Raw genomic sequence first — 25,860 nt, forward strand, 5'->3', positions numbered from 1 at the left:
GCGCCGCTCGCCGCGGCCCGGGCGGGGCTTGCGTGGGTGCCCCGCGGGGGTGGTGCCCCCGGCGCGCGCGGGGCCCCGCCCCCCCCCCGCCCCCCCCACGACCGGGTGCTGCGCGCCGAACGCCGCCGAGCACCAGAACCAGTCGGTGTCCCAGCGCCACAGATAGTCGTACGCGGTCAGCACGTCGCGGGTGCGCTGACGCAGCGACCGGTAGTAGATCGCCTGGCCGGTGTAGTCGCTGGGCGGATCGGCGGTGTCGGTGAAGGTCCCCAGCACCAGGTACGCCTCACCGGGGCTGAACATCACGCCGTCCAGCACGTCGACCGGCTGGCCGGCCCACGACCGGGTGGCGCTCACCTCGGCGATCGCGTCGGTGAGCGCCTCCAGTTGGGTGAACCGGATGTTGCGCAACGCCACGTACCGGCCGATCGGCTGCAACTCGATGCGCAGCCTCGTCGCGTAGCCGAGGCTGCCCAGCGAGTTGGGGAACGCGCGGAACAGGTCGGCGTGCTCGGAGTCCGGACGGGCGGTGACGATCGCGCCGGAGCCGGTGAGGATGTCCATCTCGCGTACCGACTCGTGGGGCAGTCCGTTGCGGAAGGACGTCGACTCGATCCCGAGGCCGGTCACCGCGCCGCCCAGGGTGATGGTGCGCAGTTGCGGCACCACCAGCGGCATCAGCCCGTGCGGCAGCGTCGCGTCGACCAGGTCCTCGTACGTGCACATGCCCTGCACGTCGGCCGTACGCCCGGCCGGATCGACCGAGAGCACCCCGTTCAGGCCACTCACGTCGAGGCCCGGGGTGCGGGGAGCGGATCGGGGGCGGAACAGGTTGGAGGTGCGTTTGGCCAGCCGGACAGGCTCGCCCGTGGGCACCGCGGCGTACGACCGCCGCAACGTGTCCACCGCTTGATCATGGTCAATTGGGTGATCCACACGCTCAGCGCGCATGTGATCACCTTACGCCTGCACCCGGGAAATCGTGGGATGTCCTCGCCTGCCGTTTCCCGTCCGACAGCAGGCCGGGCGGTTACCGTGGCGGACATGCCGTCGCCCGCGATCGCCGCCCTGGACTCCGCCGGACTGCCGTACCGGTTGGTCAGTCACGGCGCGGTCGGCAGCCTCGCGGAGGCCGCCGCCGCCCGTGGTGTGGCCATCCCGGACGTGGTCAAGACGATCGTCGTCCGCCGTGGCGCGGACGACCACCTGTTCGTGCTCACCCCTGGTGACCGGGTCATCTCCTGGCCCAAGCTGCGCGCCCTGCTCGGGGTGCAGCGGATCTCCATGCCGGACGCGGCGGGCGCGCTGACCGCCACCGGGTACGAGCGCGGCACCATCACCCCGTTCGGCGCGAGCACGGCCTGGCCGGTGATCGCCGACGAGCGGCTACGGGGCCGGCAGATCACCCTGGGCGCGGGCGAGCGGGGTCTCGCCGTGGCGGTCGACGCCGACGCCGCGATCGCCGCCCTCGACGCCACTGTGGCCGACGTCACCGACCCGCAGCCCACCCGCTGAAACTCCGCCGCTGCCGTCGTCCGGCTGGCTCCGGCCCGCCGCCGTGGGTGAGGATGGCGGCTATGCCCGCCCCCGAGGAACGCCCCGACCCCGTCGGCACCGTCTACGGCGGCCGACGCCGAGCCAACTCGGGCCCGCTGGCCGACCCGCTGCTGCGGGTGGCGTTGGCGGTCGGGCTGGTGGGCGTACTCCTCGGTGTGGTCTTCGCCACCGGTCTGCTCGACGGGGACGACGAGCCGGTGGTGCCGGCGGCCGTCGGCACGCCGTCCAGCGCCGCCGAGCCGACCACCCCGGCGGCCGAGCCGACCCCGACGCCCTCGGTCGAGCCGTCGCCGACCCCGTCGGCCACCCCGGCCGTTCCCACCAGCGGCGCCCACGTGCTGCGGTCGCCCACCGGGCTCTGCCTCGGGCTCGACGGCGACGACGAGAAGGCCGAGGCCGAACTGGCCGCCTGCACCGGCGGCCCGGAGCAGCAGTGGATGGTCAACCCGGTAGCGACGGGAGCGGTGACGATGACCAACGCCGCCCACGGGCAGTGCCTCGATGTCGAGGGCGGCAGCGGTGACGACGGCGCGCGGTTGCAACAGTTCCCGTGCCACGGTCAGGCCAACCAGCAGTGGCGGCTGACCCCCACCGGCGCCGGCCCCGTGCTGCTGGTCGCGGTGCACAGCGGTAAGTGCGCGCAGGCCGACGACGACGGCGTCGAGGCCGGCAACGACATCCGGCAGCGGCCCTGCGACGGCCGGCCCGCCCAACAGTGGACGGTCGGCTAACCGCGGTAGCTCCAGGCGCGGGGTGCGGTCGCGGCGACGAGGACGGCCTCCGGCACCGGTCGACCCGGCCGTCGGCGCAGCAGCAGCGACAGCCCTGCCGCGCCGATCGACAGCGCACCGGCCACGTACCAGGCCACCGCGTAGTCGCCGAGTCGGTCGCGGACCAGCCCCGCGCCGGTGGCCGCGAGCGCCGCCCCGAACTGGTGGGCGGCGAACACCCAGCCGAACACGACCGCGCCCGCGCCACCGAAGTACTCCCGGCACAGCGCAACGGTCGGCGGCACGGTGGCCACCCAGTCCAGGCCGTAGAAGACGATGAACACCAGCATGCTCGGCTCGGCGGTACCCGCGAACAGGCTGGGCAGCACCAGCAGCGACAGCCCGCGCAGCGCGTAGTAGGCACCGAGCAGCAGCCGGCTGTCCACCCGGTCGGTCAGCCAGCCGGAGGCGATCGTGCCGACGATGTCGAAGAGCCCCACCAGCGCGAGCAGTCCCGCCGCCGTGGTCTCGGCCATGCCGTGGTCGTGCGCGGCCGGCACGAAGTGCGTACCGACGAGGCCGTTCGTGGTCGCTCCGCAGATCGCGAACCCGCCGGCCAGCAGCCAGAACGGCCGCGTCCGGGCCGCGGCGGCCAACGCGCCGAGCGCCCGCGTCGCCGCGCCGCCGGCCGGCGGCGGCGCCGCGACGACCTCGGTCGCGCCGTAGGCGGGCAGGTCGAGATCCGCCGGGTGTTCGCGCAGCAGCCACACCACCAGGGGTACGACAGCCAGGGCGGCACCGGCCACGACGAGTGCCGCCGTGCGCCAGCCGTGGTCGCGTACCAGCACGGCGATCAGCGGCAGGAAGATCAGTTGCCCGGCGGCCCCGCCCGCGGTCAGCACGCCGGTGACCAGGCCCCGACGACGGACGAACCAGCGCCCGGTGACGGTCGCCACGAAGGCGAGCGCCATCGAGCCGGTGCCCAGGCCGACGAGGACGCCCCAGCACAGCAGTAACTGCCAGCTCGCGGTCATGAACACCGTCAGACCGCTGCCGGCGGCGACCAGCAGCAGCGCCACCGAGACGACCCGGCGGATGCCGAACCGGTCCATCAGCGCAGCGGCGAACGGCGCGGTGAGCCCGTAGAGGAGCAGGTTGACCGAGACGGCCGCGGAGATGGTGGCCAGCGGCCAGCCGAACTCCGCGTGCAGCGGGTGCAGCAGCACCGACGGCGTGGCGCGGAACCCGGCCGCGCCGACGAGCGCCACGAAGGCGACACCGGCCACGAGCCAGGCGGGGTGCAGGCGACGATTCTTGCTCACGCGACCAGTCTGGGCCGCGCCTCCGGCTAGGACGAGTGGCCGGAAAGCCATCGTACGCAATAATCGGGCCATGAGTAGTGGCCCGCACCGGATCGCCGTCCTCGCCCTCGACCAGGTCGTCGGCCTCGACCTCGGCACCCCGTCCCAGGTCTTCAGCACCGCCCGGGGCGCCGACGACGCGTACCGCTACGACGTCCGGGTGTGCACCCCGGGCGGCCGGCCGGTCCGCAGCACCGCCGGCTTCCAGGTGCTCCCGGACCACGGGTTGGAGCTGCTCGACACCGCCGACACGGTGATCGTCCCGGGCATCCACGCCGGCGCGGCGCTCACCTCGGGCACCGTCGAGCCGGAGGTGGCCGAGGCGCTGCGGTCGGCGTACCAACGGGGCGCCCGGATCATGTCGATCTGCACCGGCGCGTTCGTGCTGGCCGCGGCCGGCCTGCTGGACGGACGCCGGGCGACGACCCACTGGGCGTACGCCGAGCGGTTCCGCCGCCTGCACCCCCGGGTGGACCTCGACCCGGACGTGCTCTTCATCGTCGACGACCGGGTGCTCACCTCGGCCGGAGTGGCCGCCGGCATCGATCTCTGCCTGCACGTCATCCGCCTCGACCACGGCAGCGACATCGCCAACCGGGCGGCCCGACGCTGTGTCATGCCGCCGTGGCGCGACGGCGGGCAGGCGCAGTACATCGAACAGCCGGTCCCCCGGGCCACCGATGCGAGCACCGCCGCCACCCGCGAGTGGGCCCGACAGCGCCTGCACGAGCCGATCGCCCTGCGCGACCTCGCCGAGCAGGCCCGGATGAGCGTCCGCACCTTCACCCGACGTTTCCGGCTGGAGACGGGACTGAGCCCCGCGCAGTGGCTACTGCGGCAACGGACCGACCACGCCCGACTCCTCCTGGAGACGACCGACCTCACCGTCGACCAGATCGCCCGCCGCTGCGGCTTCGGCACGACGGCAGCCCTACGTCAACAACTGCACCAACGCATCGGCGTGGCCCCGTCCACCTACCGCCGCACCTTCCACCCCCGCGAGGAGCTGACCCGCGCCTAACCCCCCGCGATCTTGCACTTGCTGTCGTCGAGATGCCCGTTACACATGCCTTTGTCGCCGCAGAAAGTGCAAGATCGACGAGGGTCGTGGGGGGCGGTCAGGTCCGGAGCAGGTGGAGCTGGGCCTGGTGTTTGGGGAGGTGGACCCTCGCGTGCAGGTCCAGCGTGCGGGACCAGGGCAGCGGCTCGTCGACGATCAGGTCGAAGCCCTCGCGGAGGTGGGTCTCCACCGGCGCCTCCGCCGCCAGGCCGAGTTGGTCGACCAGTCCGCACAGCCGTTCGCTGGTGCCGTGCAGCAACGCCGCCAGGCCGCGCAGACCGCCCTGCTCGGCGACCAACGCGTCGAGCTGCGGACGGTGGATGTCCTCCTCCAGCTCGTAGTAGGCGAACGGCGACCCCGCGAGCAACGCCTCGCTGGCCTGGATCATCAGTTCGTCGTTCGCCACCAGGTGCGCCACGATCTGCTCGGCGCTCAACTGCCCCCGAGGGGCAGCCCCAAAAGAAACCCCGTCGATCTCGGCAAACACCGAGTCATAAGCCCGCCGCAACCCGCCACTCGCCACCACCACACCCCCACCCCACCGCCCCACCCCGTCGATCATGGCGTTGTGGTGCCCGATTCACCCGGACGAGCGGCATTTGCCACCCACCACAACTCCATGATCGACGGGGTGGTCCGTTCAGCGGCGGGACTGGCGGGAGCGGAGGTAGTCCGACACCACGTACTCGCCCAGGTCGTCGGTGTCGGGGGTGAACATGCGGCCACGGCTGCGTCTCGCCACCGCGTCGATGAAGCGGCGCAGGCCCTCGTCATCGCCGAGCATGAACAGGTTGAGGGTCGCACCGTAGCGGCTGAGCCGGTCCACCTCGCGGACCGTCGCCTCGATCGTCTCCGGCAGCGGCGGCCAGTGGAACAGCGCCTCCCCGTCGTCCGGGTCGAGGTGGGCGGTCGGCTCCCCGTCGGTGACCACCAGCACCACCGGCTCGGCATCCGGATGGCGGCGCAGGTGCCGAGCGGCCAACCGCAGCGCGTGTTGCAGGTTCGTCCCCTGTTGCAGGTCCGGCTCCACGGCCGCCAACTCCTGCTGGGTGAGCGTCGTCGCCTCCCGACCGAAGCCCACGATCTGCAGGGCGTCCTGTGGAAAACGGGTCTCCATCAGGTGCGCCAACGCCAGCGCCGTCTGCTTCATCGGCCCCCAACGACCCTGCGAGATCATCGAGTACGACAGGTCCACGCAGAGCACCACCGCCGCCGAGGCACGCTTCTCGGTCTCCACCACCTCGAAGTCGTCCGCTTCGAGTTGCAGCGGAACCGTCGGCCCGGCCCGGCGCACCGCCCGGGTGAGCGTACGAACCACGTCCAGCGGTTGCTCGTCGCCGTACTCCCACGGGCGGGACGCCCCGCTGACCTCGCCGGCCGCACCCGCCGAACGCAGGTCGTGCTGACCGCGCGGACCGGCCGTCAGGTCGGCGAAGACCCGCCGCAGCGCCGTGCCGCCGAGCCGGCGCAGGGCCTTCGGGCTGAGCGTGAGCCCGTCCGCGTCCCGGCCCACCCAGCCCTGCCGGCGCAGCTCGCGTTCCAGCTCGCGCAGCCGGCGGACGTCGTCGGCCGCGTCCCGGCCCAGCGTCCGGGCCACCGCGTCGACGTCCACGTCGTCAAGCGTGGCCCCGGGGTGTTCCTGGTCGAGCTGATCCAGCAGGTCGTCCAGCTCGCCGATCTCGCCGAGCGCGCCGGCCGCGTCGGCGTAGTCCAACGGCTGGTCGCCCCGGACCCGCTCGCCGCGCCCCCAGCGCAGATCCGGCCGCAGCGCCCGCAGGTTCGCGTCGAGCGCCGACAGCTCACCGGCGAGCCGGTCGCCGAGGGACTGCTGCATCAGACCGGCCAGCTCGGCGCGCTGCCGCTCGGACAGCGAGTTCATCAGCCGCTCACCGGCCGCCGAACGGCGGGCCAGCACGTCGATCAGCTCGTCGACCGTCTCCGGCTGCTCCGGGAAGAAGTCGCCGTGCCGGCGCATGAACTCGGCGAACGCGTCGGTGGTGTCCTCCGCGCGGCCGTGCCGGGCCAGCAGGTCGTTCAGGTCCCGCATCATCTCGGCGAGCCGCTGCTGCGCGGCCGGATCGGCGGACGCGCGCACCGCGTCCCGCAGGCCCGCGAACCGCTGACCGAGCACGTCGTCCCGGAGCTGGTCGAGAATCTGCTGGTACGAACGACGGGCGTCCTCGCTGGCCCACTGGTAGCCGGCCAGCTCCTCGACCGCACGGGCCGTGGAGCGGGGCAGATTGTCCAGCACCGACTCGGCGAACCGCGCGTCGTCGTCGTCGCGGCTCCGCAGCTCGTCACGTTCGGCGGCGAGAGCCTGGTCGAGCAGGGCCTGTGCGCGGGTCACCGCGCCGTCGAGGTCGCCGCGACGAAGCGCCTCGCGGCGCAGCCGTCGCGCCCGAGCCGCCAGGTCGTCCAGCCCGCCCCGCCCCTGCGGGCCACGGCGCAGCAGATCGCGCAGCGCCTGCCGCAGGCTGCCGCCGGCCAGCACCTCGGCGCCGACCGCGTCCACCGCCTCACGCACGTCGTACGGGGGTGCCAGCGGATCGGGCCCGCCGTTCCACTGGCCGTACCGGAACCGGTTGCCGGCCACAGTCAGCCCCGGCCGCCGTAGACGGTGCGCCCGGACTCGGTGACGTCCTTGCCGAGCCGGCGGGTCAGGTGCAGCCCCTCCAGCACGAACTCCACGGCCGCGGCGGCCTCCTCCGGGGTGGGCGCGTCGCCCAGGCCGAGCCGGTCGAGCACCTTGGCCAGACCGGGCACCGTGCCCACCTGGCGCAGCAGCTCGGCGGAGCCGACCAGCTCGCCGGTCTCGATCGCCGTCCCGTCCTCGACGAGAGCGGTGAACCCGGACAGGTCGAGGCCGGCCAGGTGGGCGCGGAACGTCTCGGCGGTCGCGGTCCGCAGCAGGTGCGCCAGGATCTCGACCTCCCGTCCCTCCTCGCCGCTCTCGAACTCCACCTTGCCGCGCAGCGTGCTGGTCACCGACACCGCGTCACCAACGCGGGCCACCGCCGCCTCCGGTGCAAGGAAGGGCACCTTGTTATCGCTTGCGGTTGTAGAGGGGGCCCCTCCTAACACGTCGGCGGAGGCGGCGAGCAAGCCGGCACGACGCAGCGCGGCACCGGCCACCGTCTCGGCGGCGGCGATCGCGAACCGGGCGGAGACTCCGGAGCGCGGGTCCACCGACGGGGATTCCCGCACCGCGCGGGCGAAGCGGGCCAGCACTTCCAGCACGTGCTCGGGGACGGCCGCGACCAGATCCGCCTCCTGGCGGATCAACGCCAGCTCCAACTCCAGGTCGACCGGGTAGTGGGTACGGATCTCCGCGCCGAACCGGTCCTTGAGCGGCGTGATGATGCGACCCCGGTTGGTGTAGTCCTCAGGGTTGGCGCTGGCCACCAGGAGCAGGTCCAGCGGTAGCCGGAGTTGGTAGCCGCGGACCTGGATGTCGCGCTCCTCCAACACGTTGAGCAGCGCCACCTGGATGCGCTCGGCCAGGTCGGGCAGCTCGTTGACGGCGAAGATGCCACGGTTGGTACGCGGCACCAGCCCGAAGTGGATGGTCTCCGGGTCGCCGAGGGTGCGGCCCTGGGCGATCCGGATCGGGTCGACGTCACCGATCAGGTCGCCGACGCTGGTATCCGGGGTGGCGAGCTTCTCGCCGTAGCGCATCGAGCGGTGCAGCCAGCCGATCGGCAGGTCGTCGCCGGCCTCGGCGACCTGGGCGACCGAGGCGGGGGTGAGCGGGCGCATCGGGTGTTCGTTGAGGACCGAGCCCGTGATGACGGGGGTCCACTCGTCGAGCAGCGAGCCCAGGGCGCGGATCAGTCGGGTCTTGCCCTGGCCGCGCTCGCCGAGCAGCACCATGTCGTGCCCGGCGAGCAGAGCACGCTCGACCTCGGGCAGGACGGTGTCGTCGTAGCCGACGATGCCGGGGAAACGGGTCTCGCCGGAGCGCATCCGGGCGAGGAGGTTGTCGCGGAGTTCCTGCTTGACGGTGCGGTACTGGTGACCGGCCGCCCGTAGCGCGCCGAGCGTGCCGGGCAGGTCGGCCGGTGGAACCGGGATTACCGGGGTAGGCGCAGTCACCCGAGTAACGCTAGCTCACATTTTCGGGGGCGCCTCCGGCTTCGGGTGGCACCCCCACGGCCACCCTCAGCCCTGGCCGCAGCGCCGGCAGGCGCCCCGGCGGCGCAGGTGGTACGCGTACGTGGCCGCGCCGAGCGCCACGCCCCACAGCGGCCAGAGCAGCATGGGCGCCCCGGTCAGGCTGGTCCCGCCGGTGAGCTCCCAGAACTGGGGGTTGCTGAGCAGGCCGAGGCTCGCCGCGGTGACGGAGATGGCGACCAGGGTCGCCGGCACCACGGCCAGCTTCACCGGCACCCGACGACCGGCGAGCCCGACCATCCAGCGGGGGAACGTTTCACCCCAACGCTGCACCAGCCCGAGGGTGAGGATCGCGCCGGCGGTGGCGAAGGCGGCCAGCCCGAACCCGGCCCAGACCAGCCCGCTGTCCTGCATCTCGGTCAGGAACTCCCGGGAGATGCCCAGCGGGATGCCCGCCGTCCAGGCGAACCGGATCGCCGCGTACGTCAACGGGATGATCGCCGCGATGCCGGCGGCCCACCGACCCCAGCGGGCGGCGGCGGCCGGGGTGGTCCAGCCACGGTCGGTGCCGTCCCGCCCGCAGGAGACGCAGCTTGCGGCGGTACGGCGTTGCCAGGCGAGCACCGCCCCGGCCAGCAGCAGCCCGCCGAGCAGCGCGGCGAAGCGGCCGAACAGGGCCCAGTTGAAGATGTCGGAGTAGTCGACCGGCGGCCAGCCGAACGGCGCGCCGACGATCAGGATCGGCAGGTAGCCGAGGATGACCAGCACGCGGACGTCCGGCACGACCACGGCGAGCAGGAACACGACCGCCCAGCCGTAGCCGGCGAGCAGTGCCCGCAGCGGGCCGGGTGGCCGGACCGCTGGCCGGCTCATGGCGAGGGCGGCCACGGCGGCGGTCAGCAGGACTCCGGCGAAGAGCGGGGTGGCCACGTCCACCGGCACCAGGCGCAGCAGGCTGACGTCACCGCCGTGGAGGTCGTTCGGGCCGAACGGGTAGCCGGCGCCGGTGAGCGTGCCGAGCAGGGCGAGTACGCCCCACAGGCCGAGCCAACCGGCGGCGAGCGGGGCGAGCCGGTCGGGCCAGCGGGATTCGGTACGGGCTCGAAGGTCATTGATCGTCGTCATGCTCTCAGCCTCGACCGATCGGCGACCGGTTCCCTCCCGGGCGGCGGTGAACCCGCTCCCCCGGCCGAGGGATCAGCCGGGAGCCCCTCGGCCGGGGGAACGGCCGGGAGCCCTCGGCCGGGGGATCAGCCGGACGGGGTGACGAAGCCGGACTCGTACGCGGCGATGACCGCCTGGGTACGGTCGCGGACGCCCAGCTTGGCCAGCACGTTGCCGACGTGCGTCTTGACCGTCTCCACCCCGACGACCAGGTGCGCGGCGATCTCCGGGTTGGACCGGCCGGTCGCCATCAGCCGCAGCACCTCGGCCTCCCGCTCGGTGAGGCGGGCGGCCTGCAGGCGGTCCCCGCCCACCGGCCCGTACGCTCCGACGAGCTGGCGGATCGCCGCCGGGAACAGCAGCGACTCCCCGGCCGCCACGACGCGGACCGCCTCGATGACCTCCGCCGGGCGGGCCCGCTTCAGCAGGAAGCCGGACGCGCCGGCGCGCAGCGCCTCGTAGACGTACTCGTCGTTGGCGAACGTGGTGATCACCAGCACCCGGGGCGGGTCGGCGGAGGTGGCCAGCAGGTGGCGGGTGGCCTGGATGCCGTCGATGCCGGGCATCCGCACGTCCATCAGCACCACGTCCGGGCGGTGCCGGGCGACCAGGGGCGGCACCTCGGCCCCGTCGGCGGCCTCGGCGAGCACTCGCAGGTCCGGTTGCGCGTCGATGATGGCTCGCAGGCCGACCCGGATCAGCTCGTCGTCGTCGACGATCAGCACGCCGGTGGTCATCGGGCGTCCTCGTACGGCAGGCGGGCTCGGACGAGCCACCGGTCGCCGTCCGGGCCGACGGTGAGCCGGCCGCCGAGCAGCAGCACCCGTTCCCGGATGCCGTCCAGGCCCCGCCCGCCCCGACCCGGATCGGAGCGGCGCTGTCGGCCGAGGGCATTTTCCATCTCCAACTCCAGGGCATCGCGGTGCAGGTCGAGCCGCAGCGTCACCGGCCCGTGGCCGTGGCGGGCGGCGTTGGTCAGTCCCTCCTGGACGATGCGGTAGCCCTCCCGGGAGACGACCGCGGGCACCGCCGCGGGATCGCCGGCGCGGCTGTCGTAGACCGTCAGCCCGGCCGCGCGGGCGTCGGTGACCAGCCGGTCCAGGTCGGCGAGCGTACGCTGTGGCGCCACCGAGGGCCGGCCGCCGCCGGTCTCGCGGAGCAGCCCCAGCACGTGGTCCAGCTCGTCCATCGCGGTCCGGCCGGCGTCCTCGATGGCGGTCAGCGCGCGCCGGACGAACTCCGGGTCGGTGTCCAGCACCTCACGGGCGGCGCCGGCCTGGAGGGTCGCCACGGTCAACGCGTGACCGACGGAGTCGTGCAGTTCGCGGGCCAGCCGGTTGCGTTCGGCGAGCCGGGTGGCCCGCGCCTCCAGGGCGGCGATCCGCTCGGCCTGGGCGGGGCCGAGCAGCACCGGGGCCATCGAGACGGCGAGCGCGCCGAGCCCGGCCACGGCGTAGCCGAGGCCCACCAGCAGGGCGACCCCGGCGAGGGTGAGCCAGCCGCTGTCCCGCCCGTCCAGCGGCCCGAACCGTTCCCGGCTGGTCAGCTCGTCGCCCACACCAAACTGCTGCGCGATGAACGCGAGCGCCATCGGCAGGGCGCTGAACAGCGCGGTCATCACCAGCGCGCCGACGATGAGGTGCGTGGCGATCCAGAGCGCGCTGCGCAGGCGGCTCTCCCGATCGCCCCGGTGTCCCGGCGCCGGGTCGGGCAGGTCGACGCCGAGCAGCGCCCGTACGGCCGCGATCTCCAGGGCCCGGCTGCCGTCCAGCAGCAGCGGCACCACGGCGATCAGCGCCGCGACCACCAGCAGGACGTACACCAGCGGGCGGGGGATCTCCGAGTCGGTGAGCATCTGCGCGAAGGTCACCGCGAGGACCCCGTACGGCAGGGCCAGCACGCCGCCGAGCAGCAGGTACACGCCGCGTCGCCAGGTGCTGCCGGCGACCAGCGGGGCCAGCGCCGCGCGGAGGGTCATCCGGTCATTCTGCTGGCGTGGACCGGGTGCGCGACTCCCCCGCAGCGGGGAGATCTCAGCGGTGGTCGGCCACGTACCCCTGCGGGTCCTTGTCGCGGAACGGCAGGTCACGGCCGTTCTTGTGCTCGCCGTAGAAGGTCAGCCAGCGCTGGCCCAGCTCGGCGCGCAGCTCGAAGCCGGCGTGCCGGCGGAAGTCGGGCAGCGCCTCGTCCTCCTCCTCGGCCAGGTGTTCACTGTTCTCCCGCCGGGCCGTGCCGACCGCCTCCCACCAGGGCTTCGAACCGACCGGGTGCAGTTTGGACTCGGCGATGGCGTCCCGGATCTTGTTGTGGTCGCCGATCGCGTCGGCGGTCTCGTCCTCGCCGTCGTCGCCGTGCTTGACCAGGTGCGGGTAGAGGATCGCCTCCTCCGCCTCGGCATGGATGTCCAGGTGCAGGGCGAGGGCGTCCCAGATGGCCAGCAGTTCCTGCTCGTCGCGGGCGTCGTCGAGGCGGGCGAAGCCGCGCCGGAAGGCGGCGTGGTCGTCCAGGATCAGTGCGGTGATGTCGTCCACGTCGCTCACTTTCCGCGGTGCTGGGCCGGTCGTCGGGTCGAAACTACCCCGATGTCCGGCTTTCCACGCCCGATCTCGGGCACGCCGGACCGGGGCTAGGCTCATGATCGTGACCTACCTCGCCGCGGAAGACCGCTACGACACCATGACCTACCGGCGCAGCGGACGCAGTGGCCTGCGGCTGCCCGCCGTCTCTCTCGGCCTGTGGCACAACTTCGGCCCGGACCGCCCGTACGAGCGCCAGCGGGACATCGTCCGGCGCGCGTTCGACCTCGGCGTCACCCACTTCGACCTGGCGAACAACTACGGCCCGCCGCCCGGCTCGGCGGAGGAGAACTTCGGCCGGATGCTCGCCACCGACCTGAAGCCGTACCGGGACGAGCTGGTCATCTCCAGCAAGGCCGGATATCTGATGTGGCCCGGCCCGTACGGCGAGTGGGGCTCGCGTAAGAACCTGATCTCGTCGTTGGACCAGTCGCTGGGCCGGATGGGCCTCGACTACGTCGACATCTTCTACTCGCACCGGTTCGACCCGGACACCCCGCTGGAGGAGACGATGGGCGCGCTGGACGCCATCGTCCGCTCCGGCAAGGCCCTCTACGTGGGCATCTCCAACTACAACTCGGAGCAGACCACGAGGGCCGCGGCGATCCTGCGCGACCTGGGCACGCCGCTGCTGATCAACCAGCCGTCGTACTCGATGCTCAACCGCTGGACCGAGGACGACGGCCTGCTCGACACGCTGGAGCAGGTCGGCGCCGGCTGCATCGCGTACAGCCCGCTCGCGCAGGGCCTGCTGACGGACCGCTACCTCAAGGGCATCCCGGCCGACTCGCGGGTGCGGACCAGCGTCTTTCTCAACGAGAGCGACCTCGGCGACGAGAAGATGGCCACCATCCGGGGGCTCGGCGCGGTCGCCGAGCGGCGCGGTCAGTCCCTGGCCCAGCTCGCGCTGGCCTGGGCGCTGCGCGATGCGCGGATGACCAGCCTCATCATCGGGGCGAGCAGCGTCGAGCAGTTGGAGACCAACGTCGCCGCCGTGCACAACCTCGACCTGGGCACCGAGGACCTGGCCGAGATCGACCGCCTGTTGGGCTGACCGCCGGATCGCGGGCGGGCCGGGTCACCAGATCCGGCGCCGCCCGGCCCGGTGGTTGCGCACCTCGCACCGTGGTCCCGTCGGCGCGACGGGGTCGCGTCGCCGCCGACCCACGCCGACCAGTACCGCCAGGACCAGCACGACGGCCGCGCCGGCCAGCACCGGCCACCGGCCGTCGAGGTCGCGCACCGACGCCACCGGCACGCCCGGGTCGGCCGCCGCCGCCACCGCCGACTCGCTGGCGACCGGCCGGCTCGCGGGGGTACGCGCCGACGCCTTCGCCGACGCGCGCGTCCCGGTCCCGCCCGCGGCGGCGAAGACCACGTCGGAGCAGGAGTAGTAGGTGTCCGGGGTGTTGGAGTTCTGCCAGATCGTGTAGATCAGGTGACGGCCGGTACGCCCCGTGGGCAGCCGACCGGCCAGTTGGTACGCGCCGGCCCGCACCGGCGGGTCGGTCCGCGTCAGGAACGGCCGCAGCTCCAGATCTGCCCAGGTCAGCCGTTTACGCGGGTCGTAGTCGGGCGTGGTGACGTAGAGCCGGAAGGTGCCCCGGTGCTCGATGGTGGTCCGGTACCGGAAGGTGAACGTCGCGCCGGTGGTCAACCGGGTGCTCGGCCAGTCGGTCCGGGGCAGGTCCAGCCCCTGGTACGCGGAGAGCCCTCCGCTGCACAGCTCCCCGTCCGGGATTCGTTCCCGGTCCCGACCGTTGATGGCCGCGACGCGTACGTTGTCCCATTCGCGCACCGCCGCGCCGGCCGCCACGGCCGCCCGGCAGGCGCTGGTCGACGCGTACCGGCCCTCGGGCCCACAGGCCGCCGCCCGGCTGACCGGGTCGGTGGGGGCGCCGTGCGCCCAGCCGGGCGCCGCGCCCAGCGGTGCCGCCGCCATGACGACGAGCACCACGACGAGCATCCGACGCACCCTCATGGCTTGAACCTCCCGCCACTGGTACGGGCGCGGGAGGTCAAAGGTTCGACGCCCGGGGCCTGGGAATCACGCGGCGGGCAACGGCGTTCCGATAACCGGTACGGATTTCAGGCCAGACCCCCAGGCCGAGGAGGCAGAGATGAAGGTACGTAGCTCGTTGCGTGCGCTCAAGCAGAAGCCCGGTTCGGTGGTGGTCCGTCGTCGCGGCCGGGTGGTCGTGGTGAACCGCGCGAACCCGCAGTGGAAGAGCCGCCAGGGCTGATACGCCTCTTAGCGGACATACAGTCGAGAACGCCCCGACCGGGACCATCCGGTCGGGGCGTTTCGCGTAGCCGTTCTCGACGAGCGGTGCGCGTGACTCGATGGCATCATCCCTCCTGATCAAGCATGTTCATCGATCGAGGGGGCGACGGTGCACGGACCAGACAGAACAGCGACCCGACGGCGTACACGACAGTTCACCGCCGGCGTGGTCGGCGTGTTGGCGGCCCTGGCGGCCGTGCCGGCACCCGCGTGGGCGGCCACCTGGTCGCCGATCCAGGTCGTGTCGGAGCCCGGCTGGAGCGGGCTGGACCAGCCCTTCGTGGCGGTCGACCGGCAGGGCGACTCGCTGCTCGCCTGGGCGGGCTGCGACAACAACGCGAGTAGCTGCAACGACCAGGTGAAGGCGCAGCTCGTCTCGGTCGACGGCACAGCCGGCCCGGTCCAGACGCTCTCGCCGCTCGGCGCGTCCGCCTTCTGGCCCAAGGTCGCGTCCGACGACGACGGCGACTCGGCCGTGGTGTGGACGCAGGACGGCCTCGTGGCCGGCCGGCGGGTGTCCGCCACCGGCGAGCTGGGTCCGCTGCAGATGATCGCCACGTGGCACGGGGTGAGTCCGGCCGTCGCGGTCGACCCGTCAGGGCTGGCGCTGGTCACCTGGACCGAGATCCGCGACGGCGCGTACACGACGAAGGCCCGCTACTTCGGCGCGGACAGCTCCCTCGGCCCCGAGCTGACCCTCGGTGTCGGCGTGGACCAGCCGGTAGTGGGCGTCGACCGCGCCGGGACCGCCGTCGTCGCCTGGACGGAGAGCTACGAGCGCGTCGTCGCGCGTCGGGTCCGCCCGGAGGGGGTCGCGCCGCTGCGCGTCATCGCCGGACGGGCCACCGATGTTAGGTACGCCAGCGTCTCGCTCGCCGTGGACCGGGACGGCGATGCGGTGATCAGCTACCGGTGGTCCAAGGCGGGTGAGCCGCCCCGCCTGCGGGCCCGGCACTACAGCCACGCCGACACGTTGGGCAGCGTCCTCAGCGTCTCGCCGGCCGCCCACGAGCTGAGCCTCTTCGACGAACTCGCCGGCGATCTCGACGGCGACGCGGTGCTGACCTGGGGCCGCTGGACTCCCGAGGGTATCCAGGTCTTCGCCCGCTCGATCTCCTCCACCGGAGTGCTCGGCACGGTCACCCGGCTCGGCGTCGGCGACTGGCCGAAGGTCGCCCTGGACGACGACGGCGACGGCCTGGTCACCTGGCAGGCTTGGGGTCCGGACGTCTCCACCACGCAGGTGCACGCCCGGACGATCGGCCAGGACGGCACGTTCGGGGCGGACGAGATCATCGCCCCCGACGGGCGGTACGCGCAGCCGGCGTCCAGCCCGACCGGCCGCTTCTCGGTGATCTGGCAGAAGGCGTCCTACGAGTACGACATCCGGGCGCGCTTCGGCCAGTAGCCCGACGGCGAGACGCCCTGACCGCCGCCTCGGTCAGGGCGTCTCGCGCAACTCCGCTACCGGAGCTGTCGGAGTTGACTCTTGTCGGGTTTGCCGCTGGCGGCGAGCGGGACCCGGTCGATGACCGTGACGGTGCGCGGCACCGCGAGGTCGCCCACCTGTGCGGCCACGAGCTTGCGCAGCAGGTCCGGATCGGGTGTCCTCCCGGCCGCCGGCACCACGAACGCGTGCACGGCCTCGCCGGTCGCCTCGTCCGAATCGCCGACGACGTACGCCTCGGCGATCGTGGGGTCAGCGGCGAGCGCCCGCTCCACCGCTCCGGCATGGACCAACTGCGCGTTGATGATGATCACGTCCCGGGTGCGCCCGAGCAGCCGCAGGTAACCGTCGGCGTCGAGTTCACCCAGGTCACGGGTCCGCACCCAGCCGTCCACGAACACCTCGGCCGACTCGTCCGGGTCCTGCCAGTACGACGATGCCTGCGCGGGTGTGCGGACGTAGATCTCCCCGTCGCGAAGAGCGACCTCCACGGCCGGGCGGCCGACCGTGGCGAGGGTGGCGGGGTCGGTCAGCATCTCGGCGGGGGTCACCATCGCGATCATCGACGTCTCGGTCTGGCCGTAGCCGTGGAAGAGCACCGGACCCAGCACGTCGAGCGCCTCGGCCAGTCGGCCCGGCGCGAGGGGCGAGCCGGAGACCATCAGCGCCCGCAGGTGACGCAGGTCCACCGGGTGGGAGCGCTGGTCCCGGATCAACTGGTGCAGCTTGCCGACCGTGATCACGCTCGCCGTGGCCCGGTGTTCGACCAGGGCGTCCGGGAAGACCGGCCGGGGCGCCACGACGAGGGTGCCGCCCGCCACGAGGGAGAGGATGCCGTACTCCAGCATCACCTGACTGGCCAGCGAGCCGAAGACCAGGTAGCGCTGCATCCGGGTGGCCAGTTCGGCGACGGCCGGGGGCCACCGGTCCGGGTACGGGACCCAGGACGCCGACATGGCGGCGTAGGTCTGGACCACGCCCTTCGGTGTTCCCGTGCTCCCACTGGTCCAGATGATCCGTGCGGGATCCTCGGCCCGTCCCGCCGCGACGAGTGCCAGCCCGTCGTCAGGCTGCTCGGTGAACGAGGCCAGCCGAGTCGGGTCGACCACGAGGGAGCCGGACAGTTGTGCCGGGCTCAGGTCCGCACGCCACCCGGACACCCGCGCGCCCACGGCGAAGGCGGCAACCGTGGCGGCGAAGGCCGCGGCGGTGACCGGCAGGTCGAGCGTGACACCCACGCCCGGCCCCGCGCCGCACGAGCGCAGCCCGGCCGCGATACGCCGGATCAGCCCCGCCATCTCCGACGCGGTCGTGACGACCGGCCCGTCCTCGAAGACCGGCCGGTCCCCGCCGGCGCTCAGGAGGTCCAGGACTGGTTGCGGCCAGACGTCAGCGGGCATCGGCGAGGACACCCTTGACGAAGACCTCAAGGGGCTGCTGATGCACGGTCGGCAGGTCCCAGGTGTTCTCCAGGTTCTCCGCCAGGTGGTGCTCGGCGACGACCTGCCCGTCGCGCCACACCCGCACCACCGGGTGGAGGTAGGTGGCGTCCTGGGCGGCCGTCGCGTCGTTCTCGGCCGGGCGCGGCACGGTGATGTCGAACGGGTCGACGTGGTCGTGGTCGGGGCCGTACTCGAGGGTGATCACGAGCGCGAACACGTCCGGCTCCGCGTCCCGCAGATAGGCGACCGGCACCTCCTGCCGGTAGCGGGCGGCCTCGCCCTCGACCGTGATCACGTCGCCGAGCACCGAGAACTGCTGCCACAGCGCCGAGGTCACGTTGATCCGGGCGATGATCGAGGCGGCGATCGCCTCCGGCGTCAGCGCGACCTGCCGGGACGGCCAGGGCTCACCGTGGTGCCGCTCGCGGATGATGTGGTGCAGTGCCCGGGTGGCGTAGCGGAAGCCGTGGATGAAGCCGTTCGTGGACTTCTTGAAGTCACGCTGCTGACTGAGGGTGCCGGCGAAGTAGAGGCCGGGAACGTTCACCGACTCGAAGGCCGGGGTCTGCGCCGGGAACCGATCGTTGATGACCAACTCCGGCCGGGCCGACTCGGCGAAGAGGGACGCGTCGAAGCGGAACCCGGTGCAGAGGATGATCCGGTCGTACTCGAGTTCGCGCAGATTCTCGACCGTCCGGGCGTACCGGAAGAGCACCCGGTACCCGCCGCCCTCCCGCTGACTGATCCGCTCCACCGTGCCGTCCAGGACGGCGTTCTGCGACTTCAACTGATAGGTGTCCAGGAAGTTGTTGTTCACCGCGCGCAGGTGACCGACGTAATGGGTCTGCCAGGCCAGCCTGATGGAGTGCGGTCCGGCGACATGAATCGTCGCGGCGGTCTCGATCAGCGCGTCAGCGGTCTCGAATGCCGAGTTTCCCTTACCGACGATCAACACCCGCTGGTTGACGAAATCGGCGGGGTCGACGCTCACCGTGTCGTAGCGTTCGACCAGTTCCACGCCCTCGATCGGCGGCACGTAGAGCTGGGAGACGCCGGTGGCGACGACGACTCTGCGGGCCTTGAAGACCTGGTCGCCGGCCTGCACCGTGAACACGTCACCGGTCTTCGACACCGCCGTTACCCGGGTGTCGTAACGGACGCGCAGACCTCGCGCGAAGTCGGCGAGATAACGCACCAGATCCTCAGCGGCGGGGAAGTAACGCGTGCTGTAGTTCTTGAACAGCAGCGCCGGATCGTCGGACAGCAGCGAGTTCCAGTCCGACCGTAGATTGAACTCGGGGTCCGCCGAGCCGGTCCACACCTTGTTGATCGAGATCAACTGGCGGTGCCGGGGATAGGTCTCGAAGAACATGCCCGGACGGGGGCCGCCCTCCAGCACCACATAGTCGTGACCGTCGCGCTCGAGCAGGGCCGCGAGCTGCAAACCCGCCGGTCCGGCTCCGATGATCAGGCAATCGTGCGTCATGCGGCGAAATGTACTGAGGCGATTTCAGAGCGCTCTGAGAAACTGTTTCTAGCATCCGGTTCCATGACGATTCAGGTGGATCTGGCAGCACCGCTGCGCCCCGCCGACCTGCGCCTCGCGGCCGGCCCGGTCACGCTCGTGATCAGCGACGAGGTGCGCGGCCGGGTGACGAGCGGCCGGACGTTCCTCGGCAAGGCACTCGGCGACGACCGGGCCATCTACGGCGCCACCACCGGCTTCGGGGCGCTGGTGGGGTACGCGGGCCGAGCCGACCAACGCGACCAGGCCGACAACACCCTCGCCCACCTCGGCGCGGGTCAGGGACCCGACCTCGCCCCGGATGTCGTACGCGCGACGCTGCTGGTCCGCGCCTGGTCCCTGGCCCGGGGCGCGTCCGGGGTCTCGCCGCACGTGATCGACGCGCTCGCGGCCATGCTCGGCACGACGTTCACGCCGGCGATGCCCCGGCTCGGCTCGGTGGGCGCCAGCGGCGATCTGATCCCGCTCGGTGCCGCCGCCCAGGCGCTGCGCGGCCGTGGACACGCCTATGTGGACGGCGTCCGGATGCCTGCCGGGGACGCGCTGACGAAGGCCGGGCTGGAGCCGCTGCCGCTCGACGGCCGGGACGCGCTCGCGCTCGTCAACGGCACGTCGCTGACCACCGCGGCGCTGACCCTCGCCCTGGCCCGGGTCCGCACCGCGCACCGTGTGGTCCAGACGCTGACGTGCCTCCTCGCGGACCTGCTCGGCAGCGACCCGCAGTTCCTCGACCCCGCCCTGCTGGCCGCCTACGGCCACTCCGGCGCCATCGACGTCGGCGCCGCGATGCGGGCGACCTGTGCCGGGCTGCGGCCGTCCGGCAGCAGACCCCTGCAGGAGCCGTACAGCATCCGCTGCGCGCCGCAGTTGCTCGGAGCGGCCGAGGACGCCCTGCGCTACGTGGACGGCGTCGTGGCGGCCGACCTCGGCGGGGTGAGCGACAACCCGCTGTTCTTTCCGGACGACGACAAGGTCGTGCACGGCGGTAACTTCTTCGGTCAGCCCGCCGCCTTCGCCGCCGACGTCCTGTCCATGGTGATCGCCCAGATCGGCAACCTCGCGGAGCGCCAGCTCGACCTGCTGGTGGATCCGGGTCGCAACGGCGGGCTGCCGCCGATGCTCGCGGCGGGGCCGGGGCAGCAGCACGGGTTACAGGGCGTCCAGCTCGCGTCGACGGCGCTCATCACCGAGATCAGACGGGACACCGTGCCCGCGAGCGCGCAGAGCCTCCCCACCAACCTGCACAACCAGGACGTCATCCCGCTCGGCACCCAGGCCGCGCTCCGCGCCCTGGACCAGGCGGAACTCCTGCGCCTGATCACCGGTTCGCTCGGACTGGGTCTGCGCCAGGCGGTGCATGTCGGAGCGCGCCGCCCGACGGCGGTGGGCTGCGACCGTGCTCTGCGGGCCCTGGAGGAGGCGATACCCCCGGTCGACCCGGACCGACCACTCGACGGGGACGTACGAACGGCGGTCGCGATTCTGGAAGAGCTTGAAAAATCTCTGATTTCCGACTCGTACGGTGAGCGCCGTGATGCTTGATTACCTGATCATCGGGGCCGGTCCGGCCGGTCTTCAGCTCGCCGCCCTGCTCGAAGCCGACGGCACGCGCGACTATCTGGTGCTGGAGGGCGCCGACGGGCCGGGGGCATTCTTCGCCACCTATCCGCGGCACCGGACACTCATCTCGATCAACAAGCCGCACACCGGCACGGACGATCCTGAGCTGAATCTGCGGCTCGACTGGAACTCCCTGCTCACCGACGATCCGGCGCTGCTGTTCACGCAGTACACCGAGCGGTACTTCCCGGATGCCGACGTGATGGTGCGCTACCTCGCGGACTTCGCCGCGAAGACGGGCGTCAAGGTCAGGTACGGCACCCGGGTGACCCGGGTGTCCAAGCACGACGACGTCTTCACGGTCGAGGCCGGCGAGCGGCGCTGGGAGGCCCGCGCGGTGATCGTCGCCACCGGCGTCTCGAAGACCTACGAGCCGGACATCGCCGGATTCGAGCTGGCCGAGGGGTACGACGTGATGAGCGTCGAGCCGCGTGACTATCTCGACCAGAAGGTTCTCATCATCGGCAAGGGCAACTCCGCCTTCGAGACCGCCGACAGCCTCATGGAGACCACGACACTGATCCACGTCGCAGGGCCCAGCTCGGTCCGGATGGCGTGGCGTACCCACTACGTCGGGCACCTGCGCGCGGTGAACAACAACTTCCTGGACACCTATCAGCTCAAGTCCGCGAACGCGATCCTCGACGGCACGATCAAGAGCATCGAGCGCGACGGTACGGGGTACAAAGTCACGTTCAGCTTCTCCCGGGCCAACGAGGTCGTGAAGGAACTGCACTACGACCGGGTGCTGGCGTGTACCGGATTCCGGTTCGATGCCTCGATCTTCGATTCCTCGGCCCGACCCCAGCTCGCCATCAGGGACCGATTCCCGGCCCAGACCGAAGCGTGGGAGTCGGTGAACGTGCCGGGGCTGTTCTTCGCCGGGACGATCTCGCAGGTACGCGACTTCAAGAAGTCCACGAGCGGTTTCGTGCACGGCTTCCGCTACGCCGTACGCGCTCTGCACCGGATCCTCTCCCGCCGGTACGACGCCACGGACTGGCCGTCGGACAGGCTCGCCGCCGAGCCGGCGGCCATGACCGCGGCCGTCATCGCAAGGGTCAACCGCAGCTCGGCCCTGTGGCAGCAGTTCGGGTTCCTCGCCGACGTGCTCACCGTCGCCGGAGACGAGGCCCGGTACCACGAGGAGGTGCCGGTGGACTACCTCGTGTCGACGGGCCTGCACACCGCCGACCACGAGTACGACCAGGCATTCGTCGTCACGCTGGAGTACGGGCCCGACCACGACCAGGTCGACCCGTTCGACATCACCGTGTCCCGGGTCGCCCAGGATGTCGTGGGGCAGGCGCACGACGCGGCGTACCTGCACCCGGTGGTCCGTTACCACCGCGATGGCCAGTTGATCAGCACCCACCACCTTGCCGAGAACCTGGAGAACCGGTGGGATCGGCCGGACGTCCACGTTGGGCCACTCGAGGAGTTCCTCCGCCGTTGCCTGTCCGGTGCCGAGGGCTGACATGGACCCCGTCCACCAGGACTTCTTCGAGGGCGGCGCCGGGCGGGAGCGCACCCTGGCCGGCAACGAGGAGGCCTTCGCGCGACGGTGGCTCGTGCCCCGGGTGCTCCGGGCGACCGGCGAGCGCGACCTGCGGACCACGGTGGCCGGTACGTCGCTGGCCGCACCGGTGCTGGTCGCTCCGACGGCCTTCCATCGGCTCGCGCATCCCGAGGGCGAGGTGGCCACCGCGCGGGGGGCTGCGGCGGCCGGCACGGCGATGGTGGTGAGCATGGCCGCCACCCAACCGGTCGAGAAGATCGCGGCGGCCGGCGGGACGCTGTGGTTCCAGCTGTACCCGCAACCCGACCTCGACTTCACGGAGTACGTGGTCAAGCGCGCCGAATCGGCGGGCTGCCAGGCGCTGGTGGTGACCGTGGACTCTCCGGTGTTCGGAAGGCGCGAGCGTGACCAACGCAACGGCTTCACGGACCTGCCGCCCGGCTACGCCTGCGAGAACATGCGCGACGCGACAGGGCGGGTGCGTTCGATCGCGATGGACGCGACGGCGGGGTGGGACCGGATCGGGTGGCTGCGCGGTGTCACGGGACTACCGATCCTGCTCAAAGGAATCCTGCATCCCGCGGACGCCCGCCTCGCGGTCCAGCACGGTGCCGCCGGTGTGATCGTGTCCAACCACGGCGGACGACAGCTCGACGGGACGGTTCCCACGCTCGACGCGCTGCCCGCGGTGGTGGCAGCCGTGCAGGGGCAGCTTCCGGTGCTGCTCGACGGGGGTGTGCGCGGCGGCACCGACGTGGTGGTCGCGCTGGCGCTCGGAGCGCGGGCGGTGCTGGTGGGGCGGCCGGTGGTGCGGGGGCTCGCGGCGGCCGGGTCGGTGGGCGTACGGGAGGTGCTCGAACGGATCACAGGCGAGCTGGATCATGCCCTCGCCCTGGCCGGAGCGCGGCGACCGGCCGACCTGACGCCGGATGTGGTGGTGACCCGGTGAAGGCCGTGGTCGACCTCCGAGAGTGGATCTTCCAACGGGTCAATGGGACCGAGGGCGTTCCCATCCCCGGGCCGCTGGTGGGGCCGGAGGACTTCGAGCGGGTCTACAGCGACCCGGCCGCCGACGGGCGCAGCCGCGGGGCGGGCCTGTCGGACCTGTTCTGGTACTGGCTCGCGCCCGGCCCGCACATGCATCAGGAGCACCTTGAGCCCGGTGAGCGGTACAAGACGGTCGCGCGGACGACACGTCAGGTGCTGGCCGTCCCCCACCCGCGCTCCGACGAACTGGCGACGGCCGCGACCCGGCGGATCCTCGACGCTCTTCCGACCGACCGGATCAGCCACGTACGGCTCCGGGACCTGATGATGCCGATCTGGGCCGAGGTCTCGTACGAGCTGGTGTTCGGCGCGGCCTGCCCGCGCGAGGTGCGGGACCTCGTCGTGGCGAACGCGGACGACGTGGTCACCGCGCTGAAGGGGATGGGTCTGCGGCACATGTCCCGGCGGGATCGGCTGACCCGCTACCTGCTGGACCGGATCGACGCGGGGACGTGCCCGGTCGTGCTGCCGCCGCCCTTCACCGCCCTGGAGACCGCCTGGTACCTGCAGGGCGCGTTCTTCAACACGGCCGTGGTGCAGATGTCGGAGGCCATGACACACATCCTGCTGTGCGCCCGGTCCGTCGAGGACACGTCGGACGACTCCCTCGACCGGATCATCGACGAGACGCTCCGCGTGTATCCGCTGTTCGGTATCGCACACCGGATCACCTCCGGACCGATCACCGTGGGAGATCACGCCCTCCCCACCGGGTCGGTGCTGCTCTTCAACTACCCGGCGTACCAACGCACCGGTCCCGCCGCCGACGACGAGTTCGACCCGGACCGCTGGCTGTCGTTGCGTCGGCAGGACGCGCACTTCATCCCGTACGGCGTGAACGCCAACCGGGCCTGTCCAGCGCGCGGCGCGGCACCGGTCCAGCTCCGCGCGGCGACCCGGGAGGTGCTACGGCGCTTCTCGGTCAGCTCGTCGGCAGCGCACACCCGGTCGCTGCCCAGTCGCGGTCCGGCGTACCTGACGCCCCGGGGCCTTCCGGGGCCCGGCCGCAAGCGGCTCGCTCTCATGCGGCAGCGCGACCGGCTCTTCGACGTGGGCCGCTCGGTGAAGCAACTGGTCTGCGGGACGTGGATGGTCGTCGACGCCCGACGACAGAAATTGTGCACCCGATTCTTCGAGGAGGTCGGCTCGTGACGCCCACTCAACTCGCCCCGCGGTTCTTCATCGCGGTCGCGGTCATCCTGCTCTTCTGCAAGCTGGTCGCCTGGCTCCTCGGCAAGGTGGGCCAGCCCGCCGTCGTGAGCGAGATGCTCGCCGGGGTGCTGCTCGGCCCGTCGCTGCTCGGCCTGCTCTGGCCGGGCGCGCAGGCCGCGCTCTTTCCCGCGCCGCTGCTGCCGATCCTGTACGTGGTCGGCCAGGTCGGCCTGGTGCTGTTCATGTTCCAGGCCGGATACGCCTTCACCTCCCACCGGCTGAACAATCTCGCCGGCACGGCGGGAGCGGTGTCGCTCGCGGGTGTCACCGCGCCGCTGGTGTTGGGCATCCTGCTGGTCCTGGGCGTGGCGGGCTTCGTACCGATCCGTGCGGACGACGTGTCGCTCGGCGTGTCCGCGGCGTTCGTCGGCGTGGCACTGGCGATCACGGCCTTTCCGATGCTTGCCCGGATAATCACCGAGCGCGGCCAGACCGGTACCCGGCATGGGATGCTCGCCCTGGCGAGCGGCGCGATCGACGACATGGTCGCGTGGATCATGCTGGCGGTGGTGCTGGCGTTCGCCTCGGGCGAAGCCGGCCCGGCCCTGGTCACCGCGGGTGGCGCGGTGCTGTTCGGGGTGGCGCTGTGGCTGGGTGGGCGGCGGGTGACCGGCTACGTGATGGGGTTCCCGGGCGACCGCGCGCGGCTGCTCGGCACGGTGGCGCTGCTCTTCCTGGTCGCCTGGTACACCGACGAGATCGGGCTCTACGCGGTCTTCGGCGCCTTCGCGGTCGGCGTGGTGATGCCGCGCTCCGAGCAGACCGACAAGGTGGTCGACACGCTGTCGCCGATCGCCGCGACGGTGTTCCTGCCGCTGTTCTTCACCTACTCCGGGCTGCGCACCGAGTTCGCGCTGCTGGGCAATCCCGCCGTCCTCGGATTCGCCGCCGCGTGTGTGGCCGTGGCGATTGCCGGCAAGTACGGCGCCTGCTGGGCCGCGGCCCGGATGCGCGGTGAGCCGAACGGGGTCGCCCTGCGCGTCGGCGCCCTGATGAACGCCCGTGGCCTGATGCAGCTGATCGCGCTCAACGTGGGTCTGGAGGCGGGCATCGTCAACCCGTCGCTCTTCACGGTGTTGGTGCTGGTCGCGCTCATCACGACGCTGATGACGACACCGCTGCTGAGCTGGATCGAGCGGCGCGAGGCCCGCACTCGCGCCGCTGCGCCCTCGCTCGTCACCGCCGGAACCCCGTAGATTGTTGTTTGCGACGACAAGTTTTCCGAG

The 25,860-nt window shown here is 72.0% G+C and carries 23 protein-coding genes; 11 read left to right on the forward strand and 12 right to left on the reverse strand.

The window, feature by feature from the left end; genetic code table 11:
* The coding region (locus AB0J36_RS05470) for an FAD-binding oxidoreductase (protein ID WP_363660134.1) at positions 1-951 on the reverse strand (951 nt) is incomplete at its 3' end.
* A gap of 93 nt (positions 952-1,044) precedes the next feature.
* Between AB0J36_RS05470 and AB0J36_RS05475 the strand changes: the two genes are divergently transcribed.
* Positions 1,045-1,515, forward strand: a complete 471-nt coding sequence (locus AB0J36_RS05475; RefSeq protein WP_357127927.1) for a YbaK/EbsC family protein — start codon at positions 1,045-1,047, stop codon at positions 1,513-1,515.
* Positions 1,516-1,577: 62 nt separating this feature from the next.
* Complete coding sequence (locus AB0J36_RS05480) at positions 1,578-2,288, forward strand: RICIN domain-containing protein (protein ID WP_357127929.1); 711 nt, start codon at positions 1,578-1,580, stop codon at positions 2,286-2,288.
* On the opposite strand, the gene AB0J36_RS05485 is transcribed toward AB0J36_RS05480, so the two are convergent.
* Positions 2,285-3,640, reverse strand: coding sequence for an MFS transporter (locus AB0J36_RS05485; RefSeq protein WP_357127932.1), 1,356 nt, complete (start codon positions 3,638-3,640; stop codon positions 2,285-2,287). The two genes, AB0J36_RS05480 and AB0J36_RS05485, sit on opposite strands and share 4 nt — an antisense overlap.
* A gap of 19 nt (positions 3,641-3,659) precedes the next feature.
* On the opposite strand from AB0J36_RS05485, the gene AB0J36_RS05490 reads away from it, so the two are divergent.
* Positions 3,660-4,649, forward strand: a complete 990-nt coding sequence (locus AB0J36_RS05490) for a DJ-1/PfpI family protein (RefSeq protein ID WP_357172856.1) — start codon at positions 3,660-3,662, stop codon at positions 4,647-4,649.
* A 97-nt stretch (positions 4,650-4,746) separates the two neighbouring features.
* Here AB0J36_RS05490 and AB0J36_RS05495 read toward each other — a convergent pair whose 3' ends face one another.
* From AB0J36_RS05495 to AB0J36_RS05525, 7 genes are all read right to left on the reverse strand, one after another.
* A complete protein-coding gene (locus AB0J36_RS05495; protein WP_357128041.1) occupies positions 4,747-5,211 on the reverse strand; it encodes a hypothetical protein in 465 nt (154 codons plus the stop codon).
* 117 nt (positions 5,212-5,328) lie between these two features.
* Positions 5,329-7,281, reverse strand: a complete 1,953-nt coding sequence (locus AB0J36_RS05500) for a VWA domain-containing protein (protein ID WP_357127939.1) — start codon at positions 7,279-7,281, stop codon at positions 5,329-5,331.
* Between the two features lie 2 nt (positions 7,282-7,283).
* Positions 7,284-8,780: a sigma 54-interacting transcriptional regulator gene (locus tag AB0J36_RS05505; protein ID WP_357172853.1), complete on the reverse strand. Its 1,497-nt coding sequence runs from the start codon at positions 8,778-8,780 to the stop codon at positions 7,284-7,286.
* Positions 8,781-8,846: 66 nt separating this feature from the next.
* Complete coding sequence (locus AB0J36_RS05510; RefSeq protein WP_357127945.1) at positions 8,847-9,923, reverse strand: hypothetical protein; 1,077 nt, start codon at positions 9,921-9,923, stop codon at positions 8,847-8,849.
* Between the two features lie 125 nt (positions 9,924-10,048).
* Positions 10,049-10,699: a response regulator transcription factor gene (locus AB0J36_RS05515; RefSeq protein ID WP_357172851.1), complete on the reverse strand. Its 651-nt coding sequence runs from the start codon at positions 10,697-10,699 to the stop codon at positions 10,049-10,051.
* A complete protein-coding gene (locus AB0J36_RS05520) occupies positions 10,696-11,940 on the reverse strand; it encodes a histidine kinase (RefSeq protein WP_357127951.1) in 1,245 nt (414 codons plus the stop codon). Before AB0J36_RS05520 ends, AB0J36_RS05515 begins: the two co-directional genes overlap by 4 nt.
* A gap of 55 nt (positions 11,941-11,995) precedes the next feature.
* The gene (locus AB0J36_RS05525; protein WP_357127954.1) at positions 11,996-12,493 is read right to left on the reverse strand and encodes a hemerythrin domain-containing protein; all 498 of its coding nucleotides are present in this window, start codon (positions 12,491-12,493) and stop codon (positions 11,996-11,998) included.
* A 103-nt stretch (positions 12,494-12,596) separates the two neighbouring features.
* Here AB0J36_RS05525 and mgrA point away from each other — a divergent pair, with 103 nt between their 5' ends.
* On the forward strand, positions 12,597-13,592 hold the full coding sequence (gene mgrA, locus AB0J36_RS05530) for an L-glyceraldehyde 3-phosphate reductase (RefSeq protein WP_357172842.1): 996 nt from the start codon (positions 12,597-12,599) through the stop codon (positions 13,590-13,592).
* Between the two features lie 24 nt (positions 13,593-13,616).
* On the opposite strand, the gene AB0J36_RS05535 is transcribed toward mgrA, so the two are convergent.
* On the reverse strand, positions 13,617-14,519 hold the full coding sequence (locus AB0J36_RS05535) for a lytic polysaccharide monooxygenase (RefSeq protein WP_363660135.1): 903 nt from the start codon (positions 14,517-14,519) through the stop codon (positions 13,617-13,619).
* A 139-nt stretch (positions 14,520-14,658) separates the two neighbouring features.
* Here AB0J36_RS05535 and AB0J36_RS05540 point away from each other — a divergent pair, with 139 nt between their 5' ends.
* Positions 14,659-14,781: a 50S ribosomal protein L36 gene (locus AB0J36_RS05540; RefSeq protein ID WP_030490864.1), complete on the forward strand. Its 123-nt coding sequence runs from the start codon at positions 14,659-14,661 to the stop codon at positions 14,779-14,781.
* A 150-nt stretch (positions 14,782-14,931) separates the two neighbouring features.
* On the forward strand, positions 14,932-16,230 hold the full coding sequence (locus AB0J36_RS05545; protein WP_357172836.1) for a hypothetical protein: 1,299 nt from the start codon (positions 14,932-14,934) through the stop codon (positions 16,228-16,230).
* Positions 16,231-16,286: 56 nt separating this feature from the next.
* Here AB0J36_RS05545 and AB0J36_RS05550 read toward each other — a convergent pair whose 3' ends face one another.
* Positions 16,287-17,669: a fatty acid--CoA ligase family protein gene (locus AB0J36_RS05550; protein WP_357172833.1), complete on the reverse strand. Its 1,383-nt coding sequence runs from the start codon at positions 17,667-17,669 to the stop codon at positions 16,287-16,289.
* Complete coding sequence (locus tag AB0J36_RS05555) at positions 17,659-19,197, reverse strand: NAD(P)-binding domain-containing protein (RefSeq protein ID WP_357172830.1); 1,539 nt, start codon at positions 19,195-19,197, stop codon at positions 17,659-17,661. Before AB0J36_RS05555 ends, AB0J36_RS05550 begins: the two co-directional genes overlap by 11 nt.
* Positions 19,198-19,260: 63 nt before the next feature.
* Here AB0J36_RS05555 and AB0J36_RS05560 point away from each other — a divergent pair, with 63 nt between their 5' ends.
* The 5 genes from AB0J36_RS05560 to AB0J36_RS05580 are packed head-to-tail and all read left to right on the forward strand — an operon-like array spanning position 19,261 to position 25,830.
* Complete coding sequence (locus AB0J36_RS05560; protein ID WP_357127973.1) at positions 19,261-20,778, forward strand: aromatic amino acid ammonia-lyase; 1,518 nt, start codon at positions 19,261-19,263, stop codon at positions 20,776-20,778.
* Positions 20,771-22,333 (forward strand): FAD-dependent oxidoreductase, encoded by a 1,563-nt coding sequence (locus AB0J36_RS05565; RefSeq protein ID WP_357128044.1) that lies wholly within the window; start codon positions 20,771-20,773, stop codon positions 22,331-22,333. Before AB0J36_RS05560 ends, AB0J36_RS05565 begins: the two co-directional genes overlap by 8 nt.
* A gap of 1 nt (position 22,334) precedes the next feature.
* Positions 22,335-23,324 carry an alpha-hydroxy acid oxidase gene (locus AB0J36_RS05570; protein WP_357127976.1) on the forward strand — a complete coding sequence of 330 codons (990 nt, stop codon included), beginning with the start codon at positions 22,335-22,337 and terminating at the stop codon, positions 23,322-23,324.
* Positions 23,321-24,574, forward strand: coding sequence for a cytochrome P450 (locus AB0J36_RS05575; protein ID WP_363660136.1), 1,254 nt, complete (start codon positions 23,321-23,323; stop codon positions 24,572-24,574). The genes AB0J36_RS05570 and AB0J36_RS05575 overlap by 4 nt, the downstream gene beginning before the upstream one ends.
* Entirely contained in the window at positions 24,571-25,830 is a 1,260-nt protein-coding gene (locus tag AB0J36_RS05580; RefSeq protein ID WP_357127982.1) for a cation:proton antiporter, read from the forward strand. The genes AB0J36_RS05575 and AB0J36_RS05580 overlap by 4 nt, the downstream gene beginning before the upstream one ends.
* Positions 25,831-25,860 lie beyond the last annotated feature (30 nt).

Source organism: Micromonospora sp. NPDC049662 (assembly GCF_040675055.1).
In the GTDB taxonomy this organism is placed as follows: domain Bacteria; phylum Actinomycetota; class Actinomycetes; order Mycobacteriales; family Micromonosporaceae; genus Micromonospora.

Excerpts from the sequence above, each read along its gene's own strand:
- AB0J36_RS05475 (WP_357127927.1), top strand. The coding sequence starts at position 1,045 with ATGCCGTCGCCCGCGATCGCCGCCCTGGACTCCGCCGGACTGCCGTAC.
- AB0J36_RS05480 (WP_357127929.1), top strand. The coding sequence starts at position 1,578 with ATGCCCGCCCCCGAGGAACGCCCCGACCCCGTCGGCACCGTCTACGGC.
- AB0J36_RS05485 (WP_357127932.1), bottom strand. The coding sequence starts at position 3,640 with ATGGCTTTCCGGCCACTCGTCCTAGCCGGAGGCGCGGCCCAGACTGGT.
- AB0J36_RS05490 (WP_357172856.1), top strand. The coding sequence starts at position 3,660 with ATGAGTAGTGGCCCGCACCGGATCGCCGTCCTCGCCCTCGACCAGGTC.
- AB0J36_RS05510 (WP_357127945.1), bottom strand. The coding sequence starts at position 9,923 with ATGACGACGATCAATGACCTTCGAGCCCGTACCGAATCCCGCTGGCCC.
- AB0J36_RS05515 (WP_357172851.1), bottom strand. The coding sequence starts at position 10,699 with ATGACCACCGGCGTGCTGATCGTCGACGACGACGAGCTGATCCGGGTC.
- AB0J36_RS05520 (WP_357127951.1), bottom strand. The coding sequence starts at position 11,940 with ATGACCCTCCGCGCGGCGCTGGCCCCGCTGGTCGCCGGCAGCACCTGG.
- mgrA (WP_357172842.1), top strand. The coding sequence starts at position 12,597 with ATGATCGTGACCTACCTCGCCGCGGAAGACCGCTACGACACCATGACC.
- AB0J36_RS05535 (WP_363660135.1), bottom strand. The coding sequence starts at position 14,519 with ATGAGGGTGCGTCGGATGCTCGTCGTGGTGCTCGTCGTCATGGCGGCG.
- AB0J36_RS05540 (WP_030490864.1), top strand. The coding sequence starts at position 14,659 with ATGAAGGTACGTAGCTCGTTGCGTGCGCTCAAGCAGAAGCCCGGTTCG.
- AB0J36_RS05550 (WP_357172833.1), bottom strand. The coding sequence starts at position 17,669 with ATGCCCGCTGACGTCTGGCCGCAACCAGTCCTGGACCTCCTGAGCGCC.
- AB0J36_RS05555 (WP_357172830.1), bottom strand. The coding sequence starts at position 19,197 with ATGACGCACGATTGCCTGATCATCGGAGCCGGACCGGCGGGTTTGCAG.
- AB0J36_RS05560 (WP_357127973.1), top strand. The coding sequence starts at position 19,261 with ATGACGATTCAGGTGGATCTGGCAGCACCGCTGCGCCCCGCCGACCTG.
- AB0J36_RS05565 (WP_357128044.1), top strand. The coding sequence starts at position 20,771 with ATGCTTGATTACCTGATCATCGGGGCCGGTCCGGCCGGTCTTCAGCTC.
- AB0J36_RS05570 (WP_357127976.1), top strand. The coding sequence starts at position 22,335 with ATGGACCCCGTCCACCAGGACTTCTTCGAGGGCGGCGCCGGGCGGGAG.